A 21592-nucleotide genomic window follows, 5' to 3' on the forward strand; every position below is an offset into this window, starting at 1 on the left:
CCGCTAAATTAATATCCGACAACCCTGCTGTAACAAATCCCCCCATTGGCCGTCAAAAAGGACAAATGAACCACAGAACACACATATGCTGGAAATCAGAAACATCGTAAAACAATATGCCAATCACCGCGCGTTGGATGATGTCTCCATCCAGGTAGAAAAAGGCAGCATCTTCGGACTGCTCGGTCCTAATGGGGCAGGCAAAACATCACTCATCCGCATCATCAACCAGATCACGGCTCCCGACAGCGGCGAAATTTACTTTGACGGTGAACGGCTCAATCCATCCCATATTGGCCGCATCGGCTATCTTCCTGAAGAACGGGGACTGTACAAAAAGATGGAAATTGGCGAGCAAATGCTCTATCTGGCCCAACTAAAGGGCCTTTCCCGGAAAGAGGCCACCGAACGCATCAAGCATTGGTTTGAAAAGATGGAAATGCAAAGCTGGTGGCACAAAAAGGTTGAGGATCTGAGCAAAGGCATGCAACAGAAAGTGCAATTTGTGGCTACCGTGGTGCACCGGCCGGACCTGATCATACTGGACGAACCCTTTTCGGGCTTTGACCCCGTAAACGTTAATATCATCAAAGAGGAAATACTTTCGCTCAATCGCAGCGGTGCCACCCTGATTTTTTCGACGCACCGGATGGAATCCGTGGAGGAACTTTGTGATAGTATTGTCCTCATCAATAAATCCAAAAAGATATTGGACGGCAAGCTAAGCGATATCAAAAATGTTTATCGAACCAACACGTACCGGATAGCACACCTGCCTTCCCCTGAGCCCTTGTTGGCCGTGGACGGGCTTTTTACAATCGAAGATCAGGTAGGCACACCGGAGGAAAGCACCACACTTACCGTTAAAATTGCGCAGGGAAAGACGATCAACGACGTATTGATGTACCTTATTCCCCGGGTCCAAATCCACGAATTAAAGGAAATTATTCCCAGTATACACGATATTTTTGTACAGCAGGTAACCGTCCAGGCGTCATATCCCTTATTGAAACACACGAATGAACAAGATATTACTCATCATTAAGCGTGAATACCTCAGCCGGGTAAAGAAACGGTCTTTTCTATTGGTTACCTTTCTCGTACCTCTGGTTATCATTGGCATTTATGCCCTCACCATCTATCTAACGGCGCGGAGCTTTGAAAATAACAAGGCTACAGTTCACGTGGTCGACCAAAGTGGCTTGTTCGCCGGAAAGATTGAAAGCACGAAAAACATCACTTTTATCCCGGTAAAAACGGCGGAAAATACAGCAGACGAACGAGCACACATGCTGGATGGAGAAGGCAAGAATTTTCTGCTGATCATTCCTCCGGACATTACCACTTCTTCCCATGCCGAATTGATCGCTAAAGAGACCGCTAGTCTAACCATCCAGGGCGATATTAGCCGTCAACTGGAAAACGTATTACGCGATATTGCGTTTGCGAATGCCGGCATTGATCGCGCCACGGTGGAAAATATCCGTCCCGAGGTGACGATTTCTGCCAAAGAAATCACGGATGAGGGTGAAAAAGACAGCAGCGCAGGCGCGGCGATGGGCATTGCCATGTCGCTTTCCATTGTGGTATATATCTGTTTGTTTTTATATGGGTCGCAAGTGATGCGGGGCGTCATCGAGGAGAAAAACAGCCGCATTGTGGAAGTGATTATCTCGTCGGTTAAACCTTTCCAACTGATGATGGGCAAGATTGTGGGCATCGGATTGGTAGGGCTCACCCAGTTCATTCTCTGGATTATCCTCTCTACGACATTGGTGGGCGTAGCGAGCGCCGGTTTAGTAGACGGCGAGGACATTAAGACGCAGATCGAGCAGCAGCAGGCACTATCAAATGGCGAGACGCAACTTGCAAAGCCCCAAATGGGCATGTTCGGTACCGTTAAGCAGGAGCTGAATAAGGTGGATTTCCAAGCGATCATTACTACCTTTCTGTTGTATTTCTTCGGTGGTTATCTGCTTTACAGTGCACTGTTTGCGGCCGTCGGCTCGGCAGTGGATAGTGAAACGGAAACGCAGCAGTTTATGTTTCCGATTACGATACCCTTGCTCTTTACCTATATACTTTCGTTTGGCGTATTAGTCAACGACCCGAATGGCCCGTTAGCTTTTTGGCTGAGTATGATACCGTTTACATCTCCCATTGCCATGTTGGTCCGCATACCTTTTGGAGTTCCGGGGTGGCAGATCGGTTTGTCATTGCTACTGCTGATTGGTGGGTTTATCTTCACTACCTGGGTAGCAGCGCGCATTTACCGTGTCGGTATCCTGATGTATGGCAAGAAAGCAAGTTACAAGGAGTTGGTGAAATGGCTTCGTTATAAAAATTGATTTTTAGTTTTTAATAGTTAGTATGATTGGATCCGATCCCATTTATAGGGATCGGATTTTTTTCTAACGGAATGCGATGGCATCCAGTGATTCGCGCAGCGTCACCTGGTCGGACGCAGACAGTTGGCCCAACGGAAGCCGGCAAGGTCCGAGGTTAAGGCCACATAGGTTCATGATTTCTTTTTGCGCTGGTATGGGAGAAAATTTCAAAAAGGCGCGGATCATTTCCACCAGTTGGAGCTGTTTCTGCTGTGCGGCTTCCAACCTACCGGCGTGAAAGAGGCGCATTACCTCATAATAATGCGGTGCCGCGAAATTGTAGGTACTGCCGATCGCTCCCCTAGCACCCACAGCCAGTGCACTGAGCAGCAACTCGTCGTAGCCATAGAGTATATCGAATTTACCTTCCTTGTAGTTCAAGCAAGCCTGGTATTCGTGGAGGGTTGCGGCTGTATACTTAATACCAGCCAGCGTTGGTATCCGTGGTTCAGCGAGATGGAGAAAGTTAATCATGTCTACCGAAACCCCGGTTACCGCCGGTATGTGATAATAGTAAAACGGAAGCTGGGGTGCCGCGGAAGCAATTTCCGCGAGGCTATCAACCAGTAACTCCGTAGACGCCGGTTTGAAATAAAACGCCGCTACGGCCGAAATTGCATCGGCTCCGATGGTTTGGGCATGTACTGCCAGCTTGCGGGCTTCACTGATCGTAGTGTGCCCTACGTGGACCATGACCAGCAATCTTCCTTTTGCGGCCTTCACGTATGCTTCGGCCACCTGCATGCGTTCGTCAAGGGTCAGGTTGGGGCCTTCGCCGTTCGTTCCACACACAAAAACGCCTTTCAGACCATCCTTCACAAATTTTCCCACCAAGGCTGGTATGACATCCAGATTAACTGAATGATCATTATTCAGCGTCGAAAACGCCGCAGCTATTAATCCTTCTATTTTCTTCATTTTTTTGTAATTAATTCATTGTACAACCACACTTTCCGGCTACGCATGGCGTTACCCAGTTCACCTCCCACTAGCAGTACACCGCCCTTCCATGGCAATGCTTGCGTCGACACAACTCCTTCGGGTAATGTTCCCACAACAGTCCATGTATCTGTAGATACATCATACCGGAGTATGGTACGGTTCAGGTGATATTCGTCGCGCATGGTGAGACGGTTGGTAATATTGACACCATCTGATCCCCCGAGGACCCACATCACCTGGCCGTCTGTTGACACCGTTGGTGCCACCAAAGCTGCCCGCGGCATATCGTCCAATCGTTCCCAGGCGCCGGTCTTTTCATCGATTGGACACCGGTATAAATCGGTCAGGTAATCAGTCCCAGATTTGCCAGATCCTAACAAAAGATAATGCTTACCATCTTTCGCTAAGGAAGCTAAGACTACACCATGGCGTGATGAAGGCAACGGTCCAAGGCGTTGCCAGTTTGCCGATGGCTTTCGTTGAAAGTCGAGCATCCACCAGTTGTCCATCCCGTTGGGACAATCCGTGTTCTTTCCGCCGGCCACTATCACGCGGCCTGCTGAGACAATCGCACTCAGATAGGCGCATGGCTGTGGCAGCCGTGGCAATTCTTTGAGCCGAACGGTCTGCCTTACCGTATCCCAGGTAAGTAAAAAAACAGCATCGGATTCCCCGGTATCCGTGGCTCCGCCGACGCAGATAACGCCTTGAGGCGTAGTCGCCGAAGCGCCGTTCGATACGCGGAAAGGCAACTTTCCCATAGCTATCCATTCATATCCGCCATCGGCGTTCCCGCGGAGCACCCAGATGTCGTCAAGCAGTTGCTTGGTCCCACCGCTCCATTGGGGTTTATTGAAATGAGATCCACCCGCAACGATTACCACGTTGTTGCTCACACCCAGATAAGCGCCTGCTATTCCCAAGCTATTCGGGAAGTCGGGAAGCCGTACGGGATGTGCTTTTCCGGTTATGTAAATCATACTCATCCACAACAAGTTAACGACGATTACTGTACGCATTATCTCCTGTGATTTTCTTTCTGCTAAACACCAATCGAAGTTGATCCTCATTCGGCCTGCGACCGGAAAGCCGGCTGACCAGTTCTCCAACAATCAGGGTGGTGAGGCCACCGATGGCGCTATACCACATAAACGATACTTCTGTTACCAGCGCAGTTACCAATACCGCAGAGAAGCCCCCTAAAAACCCAAAGATGGCGCCCCGACTTTCTGCCCGTTTGCTGAGCATCCCCAATAAGAAAACTCCCACCAATGCACCACCGAAAAAATTAATGATCGAGGTAGAAGCTTCCAGCAGGTTACCCAGCAGCCCCCCCATACATGCCAATAGGGTTGCAACTAAACCAAATACTAAGGTCATTCTGCGCGCCAGTCGCACCGAGCCGTCGCGCTTTTTGAACCGCCGGTAGAAATCGGCCATGAAAACCGTGGTCATCGAGTTGAGAACAGAGCTGATCGTAGACATTGAGGCGGCGAACAGCGCCGATACGATCAGCCCTTTTAGGCCAACGGGCAATTCGTGGATAACAAAATGGATGAACACTTCGTTAGTGGGGATGTTTACATTATTTTCCTGGGCATAAAACGCAAACAGGACCGCGCCCTCGAAGAAAATAAGAAATCCAATCACGGAAGCGACAAGCAAAGAGGTTACAAATGCGTAGTTAGCTTTCCGCAACGAACTAACCGACAAGAACCGCTGCATTTCCGACTGATCAGTACCAAACTGCGAAATGATCAGAAACGTACCGCCAATAATACCACTCCAAATGGTATAGGTATCTGTTACGTCTGTAGAAAAATTAAAGTAATTAAATTTCCCGTGCTGACGAGCTACGTCAAACACCTGTTCAAATCCACCTTCAATCTTGGAAACCGCAATAAAAATCACCACAAAAATGCCGCCCATCATAATCAGTAGCTGGGGCACGTCCGTCCAAATCACTGCTTTCAGACCGCCCATCAGCGTGTAACAGGTGGTCACTACACCCGTTACCAATACGATCCACAATGGATCGACACCGGTTAACACACTTAACACGAGCGCGGGAGCATAGATGCCTACGGCGAGAAATGCACATTTAAATCCGATGAAAAGCCCACTGGCTAACAGACGCAACACCGGACTGAAACGCTTTTCGAGATATTCGTAAATGGAATAGAGGCGTAATCGGAAGAAAAAAGGCAATACGACGATGCAGATAATGGCTACCGCAATAGGCACTGCCAACCGGTATTGCAAGAAAGAAAAATCAGTAGAGAAACCCAGACCCACCGCCCCGATGTAGGAAATAGCACTGGTTACAGTGGCGATACCCGCCATGGCTGCTGCCCACCAGGGTATTTCGCCTCCCCCCATGAGAAAGTCTTTGAGCGACTTCTGCGACTTGCTGAAAAAGCTGGCCACCCATACAACTGCCACAAAATAGGCAATTACTAAAATCACATCGACGACATGCATATTATTCTTTGATTACCAAGTGTATAGTCGCTTTATATAAGCTTCCACTTTCCAACAACTCCCCTTTCAGGCGCAGCCAACCACCAAAGTGACTCACCCGCCGAAAAGCCCGTTCCTTGACCCTTATCGGTTCGAAAATTGTACCTTCATCCAGCCAATTTACGCCGTCTACGCTGATTTGCACCTTCAGGTGCAGGCTTCCGCTACCTTCGTCCAATTGTTCCACATCAACGAAGAAGATAGCTTCCGAAGCCCAGGCCACCTCCAACGGGTGTGTTTCAAAATCCGTGTCGAATGTTTTACGTTGTTCGAGCGTGCTCGTTTGGAATTGTCTCATTGTCTTTCCCTCTCGTTAATCTACAGAAATCACTACCGAATCTACAAAAAGAAATATGCGGCGGTCACTGTCATTTTCAATCCATATTACCGGATTTAACAACCCTTCGATGCGTGCATATGGGGGTACGTCCGTAGGCTGGAACTGCCCCAGATCAAACACTTTGTCGCGCGATTGCAGTTCTACGTAACGCCGCTCATGCAGGTCATAGGTAAGACGCAGGTAAAGCCAGTTGATTTTGTCATCGCTTTCGTTATAGCAAAGCTCCTGTCGGCTATCGGGCACGAACTGATAACCGTCGGCGCGGCCATCCGGATAACGGCGACCGTACCACATCGGGTCCACCCCACGCTTGCACCAGTCGCCATCGGTACCGTATGCCCAATCATTGTCCGATACATCATTGGCTTGCATCACCTGCCATTCCTTCTTCAATTCTCCATTTACCGAGTTGACGTAACGCACGCCTACGAAATTTCGGGCCTTAGCATCTTGCATATCGAAACTCACGCCGAAAGCCCGAATGTCGTTTTCGCTCAGGCCAGACCGGTCCTGTTCGGTTGTATACGCGTACCACATTTCAAATTGTAAGCGATTGGGTTTCCGATGCATGGTCAACCGCTTGATGGCATGGCTGATACTCCCCGGCGCCGGCGGTTCCTGGTAGGGGTTCGCTACTGGCCGCGTGGCCAATTTCAGCGAGTAGATTCCATCCATCGATCCGTGTGTACCCGAAAAACGAAACGTACCGGAGCTTAGCATAATTGGCCCCCATTGGGTTTTTTCCACTATACTGTCACGTACACCGAAGTTATCTAGCGTATAATTAGGCATCAGGTTTGTCCATCCGCACAACCCATTGTCAAAGTCGTCGAAACAAAGGATGTGCTTCAAAGGTTGGAACTTGTCCAGTCGGTAATCTAGCATTCTATTCATCAATTTAGCAAGTATGTATCATACGTTAATATCCTTGGTTGGATGCCGGCTGCTATGCGTGAGGTATCCATGGTTACCATCCTGGATTTTGTTCAAGATTGGGATTGATAATCAATTCATCTGCCGGTATTGGGAAGAGGTAATGCTTTTCAGCGACCGGGTAATCGGGATGAACCGCCTTGATAATCTCAACAAGGCGCTTGGTACGCACCAGGTCAAACCAGCGGTGTCCTTCAAAGCCCAATTCGACGGCCCGTTCGTTGAGCACGGCATCGCGGAACTCTTCCTTCGTCAGACCCGAGAGATTTTCGGGAAAACCATTTACGTTATTTCCATCGCGATTGCGTGCCCGCTCACGGATCGCATTGATCATCGCATAGGCCTCTTCGGTAGGTCCGTTGATCTCATTAAGTGCCTCGGCACGCATCAGATACACATCCGCTAGGCGTAACACCACATAGTTGGCGTTAAATGCATAGGCATTACGGGTAGTCGCCGTCCGGTCTACATATTTCCATGCCGGTGCCGGAAAAGGGAAGGTAAACTGCTGCCAGGTAACCTCTTCCCCTTGACGATTGATGCCCGAGGTGATGAACGTGGATTCTTTGCGATAGTCGCGGTCATCGTACCGGTTGAAGAAGGCAATCTCACTCACAATCTGGCTTTCGCCGGTCTGCCCCGCTTCAGGCACCAGGCCGACGATGTCGCGCGGAAGTGTGAACTGACCAAAAATGCTCTGCTTGCCCACTGGAGTAAGAATACGGTCGGCTTGCCATTCGAAGAGTGATTCGGGATTAAATTTATTGGCTGCGCCGATGGCATCCTGATAATTTGGCGTGAGGTGATGTTCGGGCATGGCAATCACCTCAGCGGCCAGGTCGGCACATCGCTGGTAATCTGTGCTTTCTGAAACATCGCTGCTTGCCCGTGTCAGGTAAGCTTTTGCGAGCAGTCCTTTGGCAGCCCCCTTGGTGGCCCTTCCTTGTTGGTTGGTGGAAGGCAACACATCTGCCGCCGCTGTAAGGTCATCGATAACTTGGGTGTATATGTCGGCCACGGACGCCCGTGTAACGTCTGCCACCTCATCTACCGAAGTTACTTCTTGGGTAATCAACGGTATGCCACCGTAGAGCCTTACCCCGTAGAAATAACACAATCCGCGGATAAATCGTGCTTCGGCAATGTATTGCTGTTTGAGATTCTCGTCCATATTGATAGTCGCCAAGCGGCCAACGACAATGTTGGCGCGGTTAATCGCGTCGTACATATGGGTCCACACATTGCGTACATCCTCGTGGTCTGCATTAAAGGAAAAATTATCAAGTTGGCGCTGCGCGGCCAATGTAGGTGTATAAGCCTCGTCGGCCGGAAACCACGTCAGGTAATGCACCCGCCGCGCCAAGAAGGTGTTGGCACCGTCGCCTAAACCTACGTATGCGCCTACGAGTGCAGAAAGTGCGTCGTCTGCATTTTGGTAATAATTTTCAGGAGCCAGAAAGCTATGCGGCGTTTCTTCGAGGAATTTCTCGCAAGAAGTCAGTCCAAGGATCAAGCCGAAGCAGCAGAGTCCTTTTAGTAATGTGTTGCGTGTCTTTTTCATAACCATGTAATTAAAAGCCAATGTTCAATCCCAATAATACGGTGCTGGCGGTGGGATAACCGTTGCCACCGTCGGGATCATACCCGAAGAAACCGTCACGGGTGAAAGTCACCAGATTTTGACCCGACAAGTATACCTGCAAACTGCGGATACCTACGATGCGGCCAGGCACCTGATACCCCAGTTGCACGTTGCGCAACTTAATGTACGACATATCCTGTAACAGATACGTGGAGCTGAGCCAATTGCCTACTCCAGCGCGCGGCAATGTGCCGTTGGGATTATCGGGTGACCACCGATTTACCAGTTCATGCGCCTTATTGCTAGCCACTTCCGAGGGGTCGAATAGTCGGGAAATGCGATTGCCTTCGCGTCCCAATTCCCCCTGCAGAAAGATGCCCAGCGACAGCCCTTTATAAGCCAATTGGTTATTGAGTCCAAAAATGTGCTTCGGCTGCGGATTGCCCACAATACCGCGGTCATCAGCATTGAACTGTCCATCGTTATTTACATCCTTGTAACGGATGTCTCCAGGTTGAACTCCGGTTTGGTAGCTTTGTGCCGCGATCTCCGCATCGTTATGAAAGATACCCTCGTAGATATAGCTAAGATTTACACCGGGTGCATACCCCAGAAATAACGAGGTAGAGCCCGAGCGGCCGAGCGATACCATTTTAGCCCGATTATATGCGTAATTTCCCTGTACAGACCATGTAAAATCATTTTGGAAGAGGTCGGCACTCAGCTCGATCTCTACGCCCCGATTTTCGAGTTGACCGGTATTATAAAGCGCGGTCCTGTACCCCGAATAGGCCGGCAGGTTGATGGTGAACAACAGATCGTGCGTATTTTTCTTGTAATAATCGAATACCAGGCGCAGCCTGTTGTTCCAGAAGCCCATGTCGAAGCCGACATCCCATTGGGCGGATTTCTCCCAGGTAAGCGTCTGGTTGGCGAGGCTCGTTTGACGCGCACCATTTATTAGCTGGTTATCGAAGATATACAATAGGTCGGTTACCAGACGTGCCAATGACTGATAGTTACCGATTTCCTGATTCCCGGTTACCCCATAGCTGCCACGAATTTTCAGGTCGTCCCAGACCCCGGTATTCTTGATGAAATCTTCTTCGGAGAGTCGGTAGCCTAATGCCACGGAAGGAAAGTATCCCCATTGATTGCCCTTGGCAAATTTGGAGGAGCCATCGGCGCGGATGGTGGCCGTGGCCAGCAGGCGGTCATTGAATTGATAGTTTACGCGGGCAAGGAACGAAGCAATGGACCAATCGCTGAGGTCGGAATCGATTACCGGTGTGCCTGTGGTACCTCCGATGGCATCGGTACCCAGCAGATCATTTGGAAAGCCAGTGGGCTGCGTAGACGAGCTACGATTAGTTTCCGTTTGCCAGGTGAACCCGCCTGTCGCCTCCAGGCGGTGCCGGTCAGCAAAGGAAGTTCGATAGGTAACCACATTTTCGTTGAGTATATTGGTAATTCGCCGGTTGGCCAAAATACCCAAGCCGCCAAACAGGCCGCCGATGTACGTGGTCTCGCCCGGATAAAACTCCTCGTTGGCCCGGTTCATCAGGTTTACACCAATGGATGATTTCGCCGTGAGCCCTTCGGCGATGGTATATTCCAGCCCCATGTTGCCAAGCAGGTTGTCGCCTTCCAGCCGGTTGCGCGTGGTGAGCAGCGAATTCACCGGACTTTCGGGCTTACTGATGCCGTACCAATTGGTTGTATACGCGTCGTCCTCGTCAAAAAGCGTGGCCGTTGGTGAGGCCGTATAAGCGCGTTCGCCAGCCGAGCGTACATTGTCAGATCCTGCGTTGGCAATGGGTACCGACCGATTAATGGTCCGATTGAACGTGAGTGACTGAATGAACTTCAGGCGTTGGTTAATCTGTTGATCGATATTGAACCGCAAGGCATAGCGCTCCATACCTGAATTGATCACAATACCGTCCTGATTAAAATAATTGCCCGAAATAAAATACCGGGTATTTTCCGTACCGCCGGAGATCGATACCTGATGGTCCGTCATTCCCGCCTGGCGGAAGATGAGATCCTGCCAGTCTGTCCCCTGCCCGATGGCCTGGGGATTGTCAAACGGAGCAGGAAGATCGCTTGCCCCGGCCCAGTCGTTGAGAAATTCCGCGTGTTCCTCGCCATTCATCAGGTCCAGCTTGGTATGGGGGCGCTGCCAACCGTAGTACCCATTGTAATTTACCTGAGCACTACCCGATTTGCCACGTTTGGTAGTGATGATCAGTACGCCGTTGGATCCACGGGAGCCGTAAATGGCCGTTGCAGATGCATCTTTGAGCACTTCGACCGACTGGATGTCATTGGGGTTGATAGACGCCAGTGCGTTGGTAGCGCTGAACGTGCCATATGACGTACCTCCCGGATCTTTACTGCTGTTATACATGGGAATGCCATCGACAACCAACAGCGGTTCATTACCTGCATTCACGGAGCTTGCCCCCCGTATGCGGATGGTTGCACGCCCTCCGGGAGCACCGCTCGACTGGCTGATCTGCACACCGGATGCCTTGCCTTGCAGCAGCATGTCCATGCTGGCCGCCGGTTGTTTCTCAAGCTGCGCGGCCGATACCGAAGCCACGGCTCCGGTCACGTCTTTGCGCTGTTGGGTACCATACCCTACCACGACCACTTCATCAAGGGCGCTCTGTGGCTGTAGGGCAATTTGCACGTTCGTCTGTCCCTTTACTGCCACTTCTTCCATACCATACCCCACAAATGAGGCTACCAGTATGGCATTCGCCGGTACCTGACTGAGTTGAAATTTCCCATCTGCACCGGTCTGTGTGCTTCCGACCGAAGCTTTAAGTGCAACGGTAGCTCCTGTGAGCGGTTCGCCGGTGACGGCATCCGTTACCTGACCCGATACAACCGTCAGGGTTTGCTGTGCCCGGGCAAACGGAGCTAAGCATAGCCCGGCCAGGCACCAGAGGTACATCATCGTTTTCATCATAATGAACGTTTAATTGGATATGTTGTAATTACTCTTGGTTATCGAGTTCGTCGAGGGTAAACCGCGTACTTACTACCGAATTTTGTTCCGACCCTTCTCTATATTTCACGTAGGTGGTGGCTACGAACGTGCCATCGGGCAACCGCTCAAGGCCAGGATAGCCGCAATCCATCCCTTTGTGACTATGCAGCAGCTTTACGCGGTATTGACCTTCGTTACCCTGTAAAATATCGTCATACGTACCTACCCACGCCACAAAATGCGTACGCGTGGGATTATCGTGTCCCGTATCACGGAATACCACGACGAGGCGGCCATCCGCCGCATAGTTAGCCTTGTGCCGATCGCCGTGCAATGGGCCCGGAAGGGGCTTTGGTTCCGACCAAGAAGCTCCTTCATCGTCACTCGTCATAAACAAGGCTATGCGTTTTGCATTTTCACGGATGAGACAGAGCAATTGCTTGCCGTCGGGTGAACGTACCAGTTCGGGTTCGCAGGGCTTCAAACCCGGTAAATCGAGGACCACTTCCCAGGGTGTCCAGGTGGCCCCTCCATCGTCGGAATAACTCCGCGCCAGGACATTGGACCGCTCTTCCTTCTGCTCGCCCGGTCGCCGAATGTTCGATAGGCCGAGCAACCTCTTTCCCCCTTCGATAGGCATAATAGTACAGAACGGCATCACGCTCGCCCCTACATGGTTGGAAACCATCGGCGACCAAGTTTTACCGTCGTCATCGGAGCGCGACTGGTACATGCTTCCATCCGGCCCTTCTCCAGCAAACACAAAGAGGCTGTAATTACCTTGTGGGTCAGGCAACCGGTATATCGTGGGACAGTTGTAAACTGTCGACCAATTTTCCGGGACATCAAGCAGCTCGCTCCATGTACGCCCCCCATCGTCGCTGCGTTTCAGCGGGCCGCATACGCCGCCATGGTTATACGTCCAAACGCAGTACATCGTTTTGCCGTCGGGCAAAAGAACCGTCGTGGGATGACCTTGGTACACCTCGGGAGTACCCTGTGCCACAATCACCTGCCGCGCCGAATCGTTTGACAGATCGATTGTCTGAATGCCGTTTGTCGTTTCGTTGTTATTCCTGTCCCTCGTTTCTTGACAGGCAACGGATAATCCGATGAATACAAGAACAATACAAACTGAAAAATACGATTTCATCACTTGTTTCGTCATAATTGGTTTTACATTACATGTTTATATGTCAAACATATTATTGAGAAATAAACACGGAACTTATCCTTTTTATTTAAATCATATATGTCTGACGTATTATGCTTGACAAATATACTATACTCCTTTTCAGAAATACAAATTTTTCAATTAATTTTTTAGAAAAATTCAGCTAATTAACTGAAAATGAAGCTCAAAATGAATTCGCATTGCCTCACGAAAAGAAGCAGGATTTCCATGGCGTAGTGTTTCTACAAGGTCCGCATGTGTAACGCTGGGTGCGGCCCCGGGTTGGTGTATTTGCTCGCGGTAATCGAGCACATATTGAAAGATTGGCTGTAACATGCTTTGAAACCGAGTCAATACAGGATTGTCTGTAATTCCATACAGTGTAGCGTGAAACAGAATGTCCAACCGGATCAGTTCGGCTTTGTCAGTAGTTGCGCGTTCCTCTTTCAATAGCTGCTCCAGTTTCTTAAAATCCGCAGGTTTAATCCGACTGTATAAAAAATCACCAAGGCCCATTTCCAGCATCAATCGTACTTCAAACAAGCGCTTCAACGTACCTTTACCGAGGAGTTTAGGGTGAAGAATCCGCTCCATACCGCCCAACACATCCGGTTCGGTGAGGATGGTTCCTCTCCGTTTCCGCACATCAACCAGCCCTAGCATGCGCAGGCGACTCATTGCTTCCCGGATCACGCTTCGGCTCACACCCAGTGCTTCGGCCAGTTCCATTTCCTTGGGCAGTGTATCACCGATTTTGAACCCTTTGTTGGCGAAATATTCGCGCAGACGCTGTTCAGCTTGATCGGTCATCGTGATGCTCACGATGGGGTTAAGCAAGTGATCTTCCATACAATTCGATTCCTTCCGGTCCATTCTGGGGCACCCCCCTTTGATAAACCTGCCCCAAAAGTATGAAAATAAGTTAGGTTTAATTTTGTTTTTTCAACATGCGCTGGGCCGCATCGGACGCCACAACGAGGCCTGCGGCCAGCATAATCACATCTTTCAGCACCAACCGGCCCGCACCTGAGAGATATGGAAATCCATGGTTGGGAGTAGGAAAGTCGCCGCCTAGGTTAGGCACGTATACCTCCGGTGTCGTGATCAGAAAAGATAAGGTCACAATCGACATCAGAAATGTCAGAAGCCCACCGACCACTCCCAGTTTTGCCGACCAGATTCCGGCCAAAGTCAGTAGGCCGATTGCGACAATAGCCGCTCCCAAACCGTACGAAAAGATGTAGGTTCCGTTTGCCTTATGCCAGTCGATATTTTTGGTTACCGTCTTCCCTTCTGGATTCTTATACGCCTGGTATTCGGGTGCCTCTTTCGCATAGAAAAACCCCATCAGTGGACTGTTTGCCACGAAAGGCACAATGCCGTCCGCTTCGTATTGAAATGCCTTCAGGCCGCCGATCCAAGCCATGACAATAAAAATGGAAATCCGCAAAAGGTGTATAAAACCGCGCTGTGTGCTTGCCAAGAAATGTAACAGGTTATTCATTGTTCTCATTTTACGGACAAAAGTATAGGACAATGATGTGCAAGAAAATGGACAAAAACGGATTTGCCGTGAACTATTTCGCTGCGACGATGGAAATTCCGACCTGTAACCTGAATTCGGACGGTGAAATACCCACATACTTTTTGAAGTACCTGCTGAAATAATGCTCGTCTTCAAAATGCAGTTTCAGTGCGATTTCCTTTATAGATAAATAAGTAAGGTGCAGTAATTTTTTAGCTTCCAGGATCACGCGCTCCTGAATAAGTGTAGAAGGTAGTTTGCCCAATTGCCGTTTTATTTTCCTGCTGAACGTATCGATGCTTAGGTTCAGTATCCCGGCATAGAAACTTACCGATCTGGTCGTTGCAAAATGTTCTTCCAGCAGTTGCTGAAAGCTCTCCCCTTCCTGCATCTCCATGTTATCCGTGAGCAAATCCATATCCACTTGCTGTTTTTTTGCCTTGCTGGACAAGGCTAGAATAAGCTGCAAATAAGCCTTTAGTACCGAAGTCGAAAATGAGGAATGGGTCGTTAGCTCCCTCTTCATGTTATTGACCAAGTGCACAATCTCGTCATATACGGATGCCGATACATTGACGAAAGGCCGGAGATAGATGTTATTAAACAGCAGCCCATTGCAGGCCACTTCCTTTTTATGGTATTCAATGCAATAGAAGTCCCCGTGAAATAAAATCTGGACAACCGGCTGTATTGTCGGCGTTTTCCATTCAAGATGTTGATACGGGCTTAAAAAAAGCAGCGAAGCGGATGTAGTGTGGTAGGAAATAAAATCGACCGCGACCTCCATCGGCCCGGGAAGAAGAAAAATTTGATACAGCGGGTAGTCTTCCGGGTGGGGTTGCTTTTGCGGATGGATCGTATCAATATGGATTTGCATGGGTTGCGATTTCAATCGTAAATTTTCCGCTTAAAAAGATAGAAACTTCCAACGAGAAATACCAAAACCGAACAAAGATTTAAATAATCTAACCGTTCAAACCGCGTATTTTCACTCAACATATTGAGGTACGATTTGAACGATCCGGTATAGGGAATAAAGTCAGAAAAGTCCTTTTGCCAAACGATCGTGGAAAACACCAACAAGAACATACCCAATCCGATGGGATAAATGAAATTCTTAAATTGCAAACTTAAGCAAAGTTGGATGGATGATATCGCTGCAAGTGCAACATATAGTTTCAGAAATACAAAGAACGACACACTCCTAAAATCGTAGTTCTGAAAACCGATTTCCGGCAAAACGACACCGAGTAAATACCCGCACAATAAAAAGGCAAAATAGGACAGTGACACAGATAGCAAAACGGTTATAAAAATAAATAAAACCTTAGCAATAAATATTTTATGTTTGGAAATAGGTAGCGTAAATAAGACTTTATAGTTGTTGTTTTTGTATTCTATATCGCAGCAAGCATGTACAAATATGGCAACCAATATCGGATACAAAAGATAGAAGAACTGAAAGACGTCTTTTCCAAACATACCTTGCCAAGGATTAATACTCCCATCAATCTCCCCGACTGGATTCTGTGAAACATCGTAATACAGGTATCCGGCAACGAATATCGTCAAAGCAACTGGGATTAACAGGAGTACAACTATTTCCTTGTTCTTTGAAAGTTTATAGAATTCGGACGCATAAGCCGCACGAAAGGTATCACTCATCGTTTTTTGAAATTAAGTTCATGAAAATCTGCTCTAAATCTACGGTACGAGAACTGATGTCATGGATCTCAACGTCATTATGGACAAGTACCTGTACCATCGCATTAAATTCACGGTCTTTGCCGACAACCACTGTAATAGACTTTTCATCTTTTTCGGCGATTGAAAACCCATTTTCAATGAGTAGTTCTACGACACGTTCAGGTCGGCCTGGGGTAATGTGGATGGTTCGCCGGACGCCTTCCAATAATTCATTTTTAGTTCCCTGAAAAACCATATGCCCTTTGTCGATGATTCCGATATGCGTTGCCGTCTTGTCGAGTTCACCCAGGATGTGGCTGGACAGAAAGATGGTCTTTCCCCGTTCATTGAGGTTTTTAAAGAGCTTTCGCATTTCAAATATCCCCTGAGGATCCAGGCCATTCAGCGGTTCATCCAGAATCAGGATTTCCGGGTCGTGGTAAATAGCAATTGCGATTCCAAGACGCTGTTTCATGCCCATGGATAAGGCGGACGCTCGTTTGTTTCGCTGTTGTTCTAAGTCGACGAGTTCCAGCACTTCCGCAATCCTCTTTTTTCCACCGCCATAGATGATATCGAGGTATTTCAAATTTTCACTTACCGTCAGTCTTGTATAAAAACAAGGCGATTCAATTAAACTACCGGTAATGAAATGTATTTTTGTGCTATCATTTTTCAGACTTAAGTTTTGGATAAAGATATTATCTCCCTTTTCCTTCAGTAATCCAAGAAGCAATTTTATGGTGGTTGATTTTCCCGCACCATTTCTCCCCAGGTAGCCGTAAATACTACCTTTTGGAACGCTTAAACTTATATCCTTGAGAATCTGATTCCGACCCCTACGGCAGTTCAGTTTATGGGTTACGATGCTCGCCATTTCCGTAGACTGTTATCAATTGCTCCCCCTTTACGATCACTTGCCCCTTTTTTGCTACACGCGTAGACAGGGTGCCGATCGATGTTTGATCAAGCATGACCGTTCCTTCGTTGCCCACGTTTAACCGGGCATATGTCAGTGTATCTTGGCGGATTTCTAGCTTAGCTGCCCGGCCCACTACTGCCGACAAGGAATCGATCTTGGTATTATGCATCGTTACTTCCATACCGTTTGAAGCCATCACCTGCAGCCCATTGTCCTGAAAACCCTGGATATTCACTGTGCTGACGCTGTAAGCCCGGCGCGTGAGCGCATGTGCATCCCCCGGCAGGTCCAGACTATCCAGGGGTGTTCCGACCGCCGTTAAGGCGATTAAATTAGGGCATTCAATACTGATTTCCGGCTGTTTCCGGATGTCGGTTGTGTAGTCCTTCGGATGGTCGATGGTGATCTTCAGGGTGGTGCCCGTCTGCTGGATATGGATAAAATCCAAATCGGCATAACGTACGGCTAGGCGATCGGCACGTTTCATGGCAACACGTAACTTCATCCCTTTCGGTGCGGTACCCAACAACTCCACGGCATTGAAGGCTTCCGCATGAAACGCTCGAAGTGTGGCAGGTGCTTCAGTCAACATTGCATTAAATCGGCTTTTTAAGGTTAATGCATTTACAATCGCAGCCGTCACTAACAGCAGCGAAGCAACCGCTAACAATTTGTTACTTGTTTTCATGGTCCGCGTAGTTATCGTTGAGATACAACTGATATTTTTCCGTAATTTCATCCATGTTTATTCCCAACAGGTAAATGTTCCTGAAGAACTCAGGCAGGTCCCTTTCGAGAAAACGCTCGCGCTGCTGCTTTTTTATGTGACGTCTGGCCTGTTCAGCTACGAAAAAGCCGATACCCCGCTTGTTGTAAATAATACCCGATTGCTGAAGGTGTTCATACGTCCGCATGACTGTATTGGGATTTACCTGCAAGTGGGCCGCCAGTTCCCTTACCGAAGGTATCTTCTCATTGATGGCCCAGCGCGCCAGTAAGATGTGCTCATTTACATAGTCAGCAATCTGTAGGTAAATAGCGTCTTTACTTTTAAAATCCATATCAAGCCTCTTTTTCACGCAATTTGTGGTACGCCGCAAGCCAGAGCAAACCGATGATGACCAATGAAAGTGCCAACAGCCAATAAAGCCAACCCGAAATGGCTACCGTATAAGAAGTTCCTTCGTTTGTGATATGAAGCGGTGTAAATGGTAACAGCGATGCCGTTGTGGCCACCTGTGGAAATAACGTTTTGAATAGCGTGCCAATGAATATCCAGTATCCGGCTAACACCAACAGCAGCAAAAATGAAGCTTTCAATACTGCTATTTTTCTGAATATCATCGAACCGACCAGCGCAAAGGCATGGATAAAGACATAGATCATCCCAAACATCGCTGCCAAAGTCTCTCCATCTTTCTGATGCAAAAGCCAACTGTAGCCCGGAAAAGCCGATACTTCATAGCCTTTTAGCATGTAGTATTGAAGGACGCCATAGCGCGCTACAAAGAAAATTCCATTGGCACACGCCGTATAACCTACCAAGGATACCAACCAGGCTAGCAGAAATTTTTCAAAGCGGGATGCAGGAAGCAGCAATTGAAAGATTCTCTCCCTAGCATGTTGAAACGGTTGAAAAATGGAAGCTGAAAAAATGAATAAGCCGCCATAAATCACGATGACATAAATCGCAAATTGATCGCCGGCAGTCACCACTTCCGCCCGTTTTGACGAAATCAGCAAATAGAATAAACCAAAGGTAACCCCCGCAAACACGAGGCAACTCACCACATACGTCTTCAGGTTTTTTTTGAAATGACCACGGGCAAGCAATAAAAACCGGTTCAAACTGAATACATTGTTCATTGTTTCGCCTCCGTTGTTAAGTAATCGCTTATCACCGCCGAATTGCTGATCACCGCGTTGAACAGCAGCTCCAGATCAGGCCTACTGGCTATCCCCTCCGGGTTCGATAGGATCGCATGAACGCCATCAAATGCTTCTTCACCATATAATAGGGTCTCATTGGAAGTTCCCAAAATCTTTCCAAAGCGGATTCGTTCCGTCAATCTATCCAACGAAATGTGCAGTTTAATCTGCCCATCGTGCAATACGACTACCGAATCGATCAGGCTGTCCAGGTCTCTTACCTGATGTGTAGAAAGTACGACGCAACGTTCGTCGTCAACAGCGGCGGCGAGCACCTTACGGAATTGCACCTTGGAGGGAATATCCAATCCGTTGGTCGGTTCGTCCATCACCAGCAACGCCGTTCGACAGGCCAGCCCGAATGCCACCATGAATTTCTTCTGCTGGCCCAACGATAGCTTAGTGAGCACACGCTCGAGGGGTACCTCGAAATCGTCCTGGTATCGCTGGAATTGCAACCGATCAAAATTGGGATAAAAAGGACTGATTGTTTTCAAGAAAGTTTTTGCGGTCATATCGGGAATGAAGGGTTCCTCGGGCAGAAAAAACACTTGACTTAACAAATCCGGACGCCGTTTGGTCACATCCACGCCACCTAGGGTTGCCTGTCCGGAGGTTGGATAGCACAATCCGATCATATTTTTTAACAACGTGGTCTTCCCCACGCCATTTTTGCCGAGCAGTCCATAGATATGCCCCGCCTCCAACTGTAAATCAAGGCCGTTGAACAGTGTGGGTTGGTTCTTGTAACCAAAGGTCAAATCAGACAATCGGACCATACTTAAGTGTATTAGTTAAATAGTACACTACAAAAGTAAGGATCCGATCTTAATTTGCAAAAAATAAATAAAGAAAGCCCGCATTAAGCGTTGCTAACACGGGCTTGTATCCACTCAATCAATCCATCCGGGATTTTGAACAAGGTTGGGGTTCATTTGTATTTCTCCGGTGGGAATGGGCCAGGTATACAAGAAATCTCCTTTGTAAGAATAATCGCTTACATTACCTCCCCAGATTTGCTTTTTGCCATTTCCGGGATAAAAGACTTTTTCCTTCCAGGTCTTCCACCGTAGTTCATCAAAATAATTGATGCCCTCGCCGGGGAATTCAACCCTCCGTTCATTCCGGATCCGTTCGCGTAAATTGTCTTGTCCGGTCACCGCCGTTGCCGCATTTGAATTCAATAAAGCTACCCCTGCTCTGCCTCGTACTTCATTGACTTTCTCTACCGCCTCCGCCTCAAGCCCCAATTCATTCAATGCCTCGGCCCACATCAGGAGCACATCTGCATACCGTAATATCGGAAAGTCTGTAGGGCCATAGTTGCGATCGATCAGACCCGAAACTCCCTCAATCACAAACTTTCGATAAAAATAGTAAAAGTTGATCTGCGTGTCACTTTGGATGTCGCCGCCCACGGCTGCTTGTCCGCGGAAAGGCCACCTCATGGTCTGTACGCTTTCAACATCGGTAAAATTGAATGCCCCGCGGAAGGTAGCATACGGCGTTAGTACATTGGCCTGTAGACGAGGATCCCGGTTTTCATAAGCCTTTTTTATCCGCGCTTCGTTGCCCTCTGGCAAATACAGGCTCATTTTGGCTCCCCGCTCCTCTGCCGCAGCATATTCTTCTGCGGTGAGGTTGTCTCTCAGAAAATACACTTCGCGCGCTGATTCGGTAAGCGAGGAATAGCCCGGAATGACGTCGTCCCAGTTGAACTTGGTTCCGTCGATATTTTCATGGAGATCTACCAGGTTCGGTGAAGGCATGTAGTAATTCCAGCCGCGTCGGAATGCCGAAGGCCATCCAATAAACAGTTGGAAGTTGTTGCCATATCCCTGCTCGCCCCGGTGTTGGAGCGAAAAAATCATTTCTGGACACTGTTCATTCGCTTCTGTAAACAAGGTTTTATAATCCGCAAACAATGTATGGCCGGCATCTTTCACCTGTTGGAAATCTGCTATTGCTTTTTCCCAATCTTCCCGATAGATGTACACTTTTCCGCGTAAGGCATACGCTGCGCTTTTGGTGGCATGGCCATAGTTGCCATCCCCGGTGGCATATCGATCGGGCAGGTTCGGTTCATTGATGCAGTCGGTTAGATCAGCGATCACCTGATCCCACACTTCGGTTTCAGAAGCCCTCGACTTGATGGCTTCCGCAGGCGTGAAGGGTTCGAGGTAAATAGGCACTCCTTTATACAATTGGTTTAACCGGAAGTAAAAATACGCGCGAAGAAACTTACATTCTGCCAGGTAGCGTGCTTTCTTTTCTTCGTTTGAAGGCGATTTGCCTGGGATATTCAATAAAGCGTCATTCGCTCGCTGAATGCCCTCATACATGTGTTGCCATACCTTCGCAAACATCCCATCGCCAGCGGTGATGGTACCGCGTAGCAGGGGTTCATCCCACCGCCCTTGTCCGGTAAAGCCAAAACGATCCGTTTGGTAAAGCTCATGAACGGTGGTCATTCCACTATGGCCCAAATCAAGCCGAAGTGCGTTATATACCCCTGCTACCCCCAGGTCCGTCAGATTATCTGTGGTCCACATGGTTGTGGTGGAAACCGACGAATGAGGGGCGGTGTCCAGTAAGTTGTCTTTGCAAGCGCAAACACTTAATGTTATGATGATGGCAATGATTTTCTTCATGAT

At 48.5% G+C, this 21592-nt stretch carries 20 protein-coding genes; 2 read left to right on the forward strand and 18 right to left on the reverse strand.

Going from position 1 to position 21592, the window contains the following annotated elements; genetic code table 11:
* Positions 1-85: 85 nt before the first annotated feature.
* Together BMZ56_RS09585 and BMZ56_RS09590 are read left to right on the forward strand one after the other, a co-directional pair.
* Positions 86-1045 (forward strand): ABC transporter ATP-binding protein, encoded by a 960-nt coding sequence (locus tag BMZ56_RS09585; protein ID WP_090626373.1) that lies wholly within the window; start codon positions 86-88, stop codon positions 1043-1045.
* Positions 1020-2348: an ABC transporter permease gene (locus BMZ56_RS09590; protein ID WP_090626374.1), complete on the forward strand. Its 1329-nt coding sequence runs from the start codon at positions 1020-1022 to the stop codon at positions 2346-2348. The genes BMZ56_RS09585 and BMZ56_RS09590 overlap by 26 nt, the downstream gene beginning before the upstream one ends.
* A 63-nt stretch (positions 2349-2411) precedes the next feature.
* On the opposite strand, the gene BMZ56_RS09595 is transcribed toward BMZ56_RS09590, so the two are convergent.
* From BMZ56_RS09595 to BMZ56_RS09680, 18 genes are all read right to left on the reverse strand, one after another.
* Positions 2412-3305, reverse strand: coding sequence for a dihydrodipicolinate synthase family protein (locus tag BMZ56_RS09595; RefSeq protein ID WP_090626375.1), 894 nt, complete (start codon positions 3303-3305; stop codon positions 2412-2414).
* Complete coding sequence (locus tag BMZ56_RS09600; protein ID WP_177195106.1) at positions 3302-4315, reverse strand: hypothetical protein; 1014 nt, start codon at positions 4313-4315, stop codon at positions 3302-3304. The genes BMZ56_RS09595 and BMZ56_RS09600 overlap by 4 nt, the downstream gene beginning before the upstream one ends.
* A 10-nt stretch (positions 4316-4325) precedes the next feature.
* A complete protein-coding gene (locus BMZ56_RS09605; RefSeq protein WP_090626377.1) occupies positions 4326-5810 on the reverse strand; it encodes a sodium:solute symporter family transporter in 1485 nt (494 codons plus the stop codon).
* A 1-nt stretch (position 5811) separates the two neighbouring features.
* The gene (locus BMZ56_RS09610) at positions 5812-6147 is read right to left on the reverse strand and encodes a hypothetical protein (protein WP_090626378.1); all 336 of its coding nucleotides are present in this window, start codon (positions 6145-6147) and stop codon (positions 5812-5814) included.
* A 15-nt stretch (positions 6148-6162) separates the two neighbouring features.
* Positions 6163-7083, reverse strand: a complete 921-nt coding sequence (locus tag BMZ56_RS09615; RefSeq protein ID WP_090626379.1) for a DUF6772 family protein — start codon at positions 7081-7083, stop codon at positions 6163-6165.
* Between the two features lie 73 nt (positions 7084-7156).
* Positions 7157-8683: a RagB/SusD family nutrient uptake outer membrane protein gene (locus BMZ56_RS09620; RefSeq protein WP_177195107.1), complete on the reverse strand. Its 1527-nt coding sequence runs from the start codon at positions 8681-8683 to the stop codon at positions 7157-7159.
* A gap of 10 nt (positions 8684-8693) precedes the next feature.
* Positions 8694-11681 (reverse strand): SusC/RagA family TonB-linked outer membrane protein, encoded by a 2988-nt coding sequence (locus BMZ56_RS09625; RefSeq protein WP_090626381.1) that lies wholly within the window; start codon positions 11679-11681, stop codon positions 8694-8696.
* 28 nt (positions 11682-11709) lie between these two features.
* Positions 11710-12870 carry a sialidase family protein gene (locus BMZ56_RS09630; protein ID WP_218146531.1) on the reverse strand — a complete coding sequence of 387 codons (1161 nt, stop codon included), beginning with the start codon at positions 12868-12870 and terminating at the stop codon, positions 11710-11712.
* Between the two features lie 165 nt (positions 12871-13035).
* Positions 13036-13725 carry a FadR/GntR family transcriptional regulator gene (locus tag BMZ56_RS09635; protein ID WP_177195108.1) on the reverse strand — a complete coding sequence of 230 codons (690 nt, stop codon included), beginning with the start codon at positions 13723-13725 and terminating at the stop codon, positions 13036-13038.
* Positions 13726-13804: 79 nt separating this feature from the next.
* Positions 13805-14380, reverse strand: a complete 576-nt coding sequence (locus tag BMZ56_RS09640) for a DUF417 family protein (protein WP_090626383.1) — start codon at positions 14378-14380, stop codon at positions 13805-13807.
* Between the two features lie 73 nt (positions 14381-14453).
* Positions 14454-15278, reverse strand: a complete 825-nt coding sequence (locus BMZ56_RS09645; RefSeq protein WP_090626384.1) for a helix-turn-helix domain-containing protein — start codon at positions 15276-15278, stop codon at positions 14454-14456.
* Between the two features lie 11 nt (positions 15279-15289).
* Positions 15290-16066, reverse strand: a complete 777-nt coding sequence (locus BMZ56_RS09650; protein WP_090626385.1) for an ABC transporter permease — start codon at positions 16064-16066, stop codon at positions 15290-15292.
* Positions 16059-16964, reverse strand: a complete 906-nt coding sequence (locus tag BMZ56_RS09655; RefSeq protein ID WP_090626386.1) for an ABC transporter ATP-binding protein — start codon at positions 16962-16964, stop codon at positions 16059-16061. Before BMZ56_RS09655 ends, BMZ56_RS09650 begins: the two co-directional genes overlap by 8 nt.
* Entirely contained in the window at positions 16942-17697 is a 756-nt protein-coding gene (locus tag BMZ56_RS09660; RefSeq protein WP_090626387.1) for a hypothetical protein, read from the reverse strand. The genes BMZ56_RS09655 and BMZ56_RS09660 overlap by 23 nt, the downstream gene beginning before the upstream one ends.
* Positions 17684-18070: a GntR family transcriptional regulator gene (locus tag BMZ56_RS09665; RefSeq protein WP_090626388.1), complete on the reverse strand. Its 387-nt coding sequence runs from the start codon at positions 18068-18070 to the stop codon at positions 17684-17686. The genes BMZ56_RS09660 and BMZ56_RS09665 overlap by 14 nt, the downstream gene beginning before the upstream one ends.
* A 1-nt stretch (position 18071) precedes the next feature.
* The gene (locus BMZ56_RS09670; RefSeq protein ID WP_090626389.1) at positions 18072-18875 is read right to left on the reverse strand and encodes a hypothetical protein; all 804 of its coding nucleotides are present in this window, start codon (positions 18873-18875) and stop codon (positions 18072-18074) included.
* Positions 18872-19717, reverse strand: a complete 846-nt coding sequence (locus BMZ56_RS09675) for an ABC transporter ATP-binding protein (RefSeq protein WP_090626390.1) — start codon at positions 19715-19717, stop codon at positions 18872-18874. The genes BMZ56_RS09670 and BMZ56_RS09675 overlap by 4 nt, the downstream gene beginning before the upstream one ends.
* A gap of 114 nt (positions 19718-19831) precedes the next feature.
* On the reverse strand, positions 19832-21589 hold the full coding sequence (locus BMZ56_RS09680) for a RagB/SusD family nutrient uptake outer membrane protein (RefSeq protein ID WP_090626391.1): 1758 nt from the start codon (positions 21587-21589) through the stop codon (positions 19832-19834).
* Positions 21590-21592: the final 3 nt, after the last annotated feature.

The sequence above is a fragment of the Parapedobacter indicus genome (genome assembly GCF_900113765.1).
In the GTDB taxonomy this organism is placed as follows: Bacteria; Bacteroidota; Bacteroidia; order Sphingobacteriales; family Sphingobacteriaceae; genus Parapedobacter; species Parapedobacter indicus.

Bases quoted from the DNA above. Each gene is read 5' to 3' on its own strand.
- BMZ56_RS09585 (WP_090626373.1), top strand. From the start codon at position 86: ATGCTGGAAATCAGAAACATCGTAAAACAATATGCCAATCACCGCGCG.
- BMZ56_RS09590 (WP_090626374.1), top strand. From the start codon at position 1,020: ATGAACAAGATATTACTCATCATTAAGCGTGAATACCTCAGCCGGGTA.
- BMZ56_RS09595 (WP_090626375.1), bottom strand. From the start codon at position 3,305: ATGAAGAAAATAGAAGGATTAATAGCTGCGGCGTTTTCGACGCTGAAT.
- BMZ56_RS09600 (WP_177195106.1), bottom strand. From the start codon at position 4,315: ATGAGTATGATTTACATAACCGGAAAAGCACATCCCGTACGGCTTCCC.
- BMZ56_RS09605 (WP_090626377.1), bottom strand. From the start codon at position 5,810: ATGCATGTCGTCGATGTGATTTTAGTAATTGCCTATTTTGTGGCAGTT.
- BMZ56_RS09610 (WP_090626378.1), bottom strand. From the start codon at position 6,147: ATGAGACAATTCCAAACGAGCACGCTCGAACAACGTAAAACATTCGAC.
- BMZ56_RS09615 (WP_090626379.1), bottom strand. From the start codon at position 7,083: ATGAATAGAATGCTAGATTACCGACTGGACAAGTTCCAACCTTTGAAG.
- BMZ56_RS09620 (WP_177195107.1), bottom strand. From the start codon at position 8,683: ATGAAAAAGACACGCAACACATTACTAAAAGGACTCTGCTGCTTCGGC.
- BMZ56_RS09625 (WP_090626381.1), bottom strand. From the start codon at position 11,681: ATGATGAAAACGATGATGTACCTCTGGTGCCTGGCCGGGCTATGCTTA.
- BMZ56_RS09630 (WP_218146531.1), bottom strand. From the start codon at position 12,870: ATGACGAAACAAGTGATGAAATCGTATTTTTCAGTTTGTATTGTTCTT.
- BMZ56_RS09635 (WP_177195108.1), bottom strand. From the start codon at position 13,725: ATGGAAGATCACTTGCTTAACCCCATCGTGAGCATCACGATGACCGAT.
- BMZ56_RS09640 (WP_090626383.1), bottom strand. From the start codon at position 14,380: ATGAATAACCTGTTACATTTCTTGGCAAGCACACAGCGCGGTTTTATA.
- BMZ56_RS09645 (WP_090626384.1), bottom strand. From the start codon at position 15,278: ATGCAAATCCATATTGATACGATCCATCCGCAAAAGCAACCCCACCCG.
- BMZ56_RS09650 (WP_090626385.1), bottom strand. From the start codon at position 16,066: ATGAGTGATACCTTTCGTGCGGCTTATGCGTCCGAATTCTATAAACTT.
- BMZ56_RS09655 (WP_090626386.1), bottom strand. From the start codon at position 16,964: ATGGCGAGCATCGTAACCCATAAACTGAACTGCCGTAGGGGTCGGAAT.
- BMZ56_RS09660 (WP_090626387.1), bottom strand. From the start codon at position 17,697: ATGAAAACAAGTAACAAATTGTTAGCGGTTGCTTCGCTGCTGTTAGTG.
- BMZ56_RS09665 (WP_090626388.1), bottom strand. From the start codon at position 18,070: ATGGATTTTAAAAGTAAAGACGCTATTTACCTACAGATTGCTGACTAT.
- BMZ56_RS09670 (WP_090626389.1), bottom strand. From the start codon at position 18,875: ATGAACAATGTATTCAGTTTGAACCGGTTTTTATTGCTTGCCCGTGGT.
- BMZ56_RS09675 (WP_090626390.1), bottom strand. From the start codon at position 19,717: ATGGTCCGATTGTCTGATTTGACCTTTGGTTACAAGAACCAACCCACA.
- BMZ56_RS09680 (WP_090626391.1), bottom strand. From the start codon at position 21,589: ATGAAGAAAATCATTGCCATCATCATAACATTAAGTGTTTGCGCTTGC.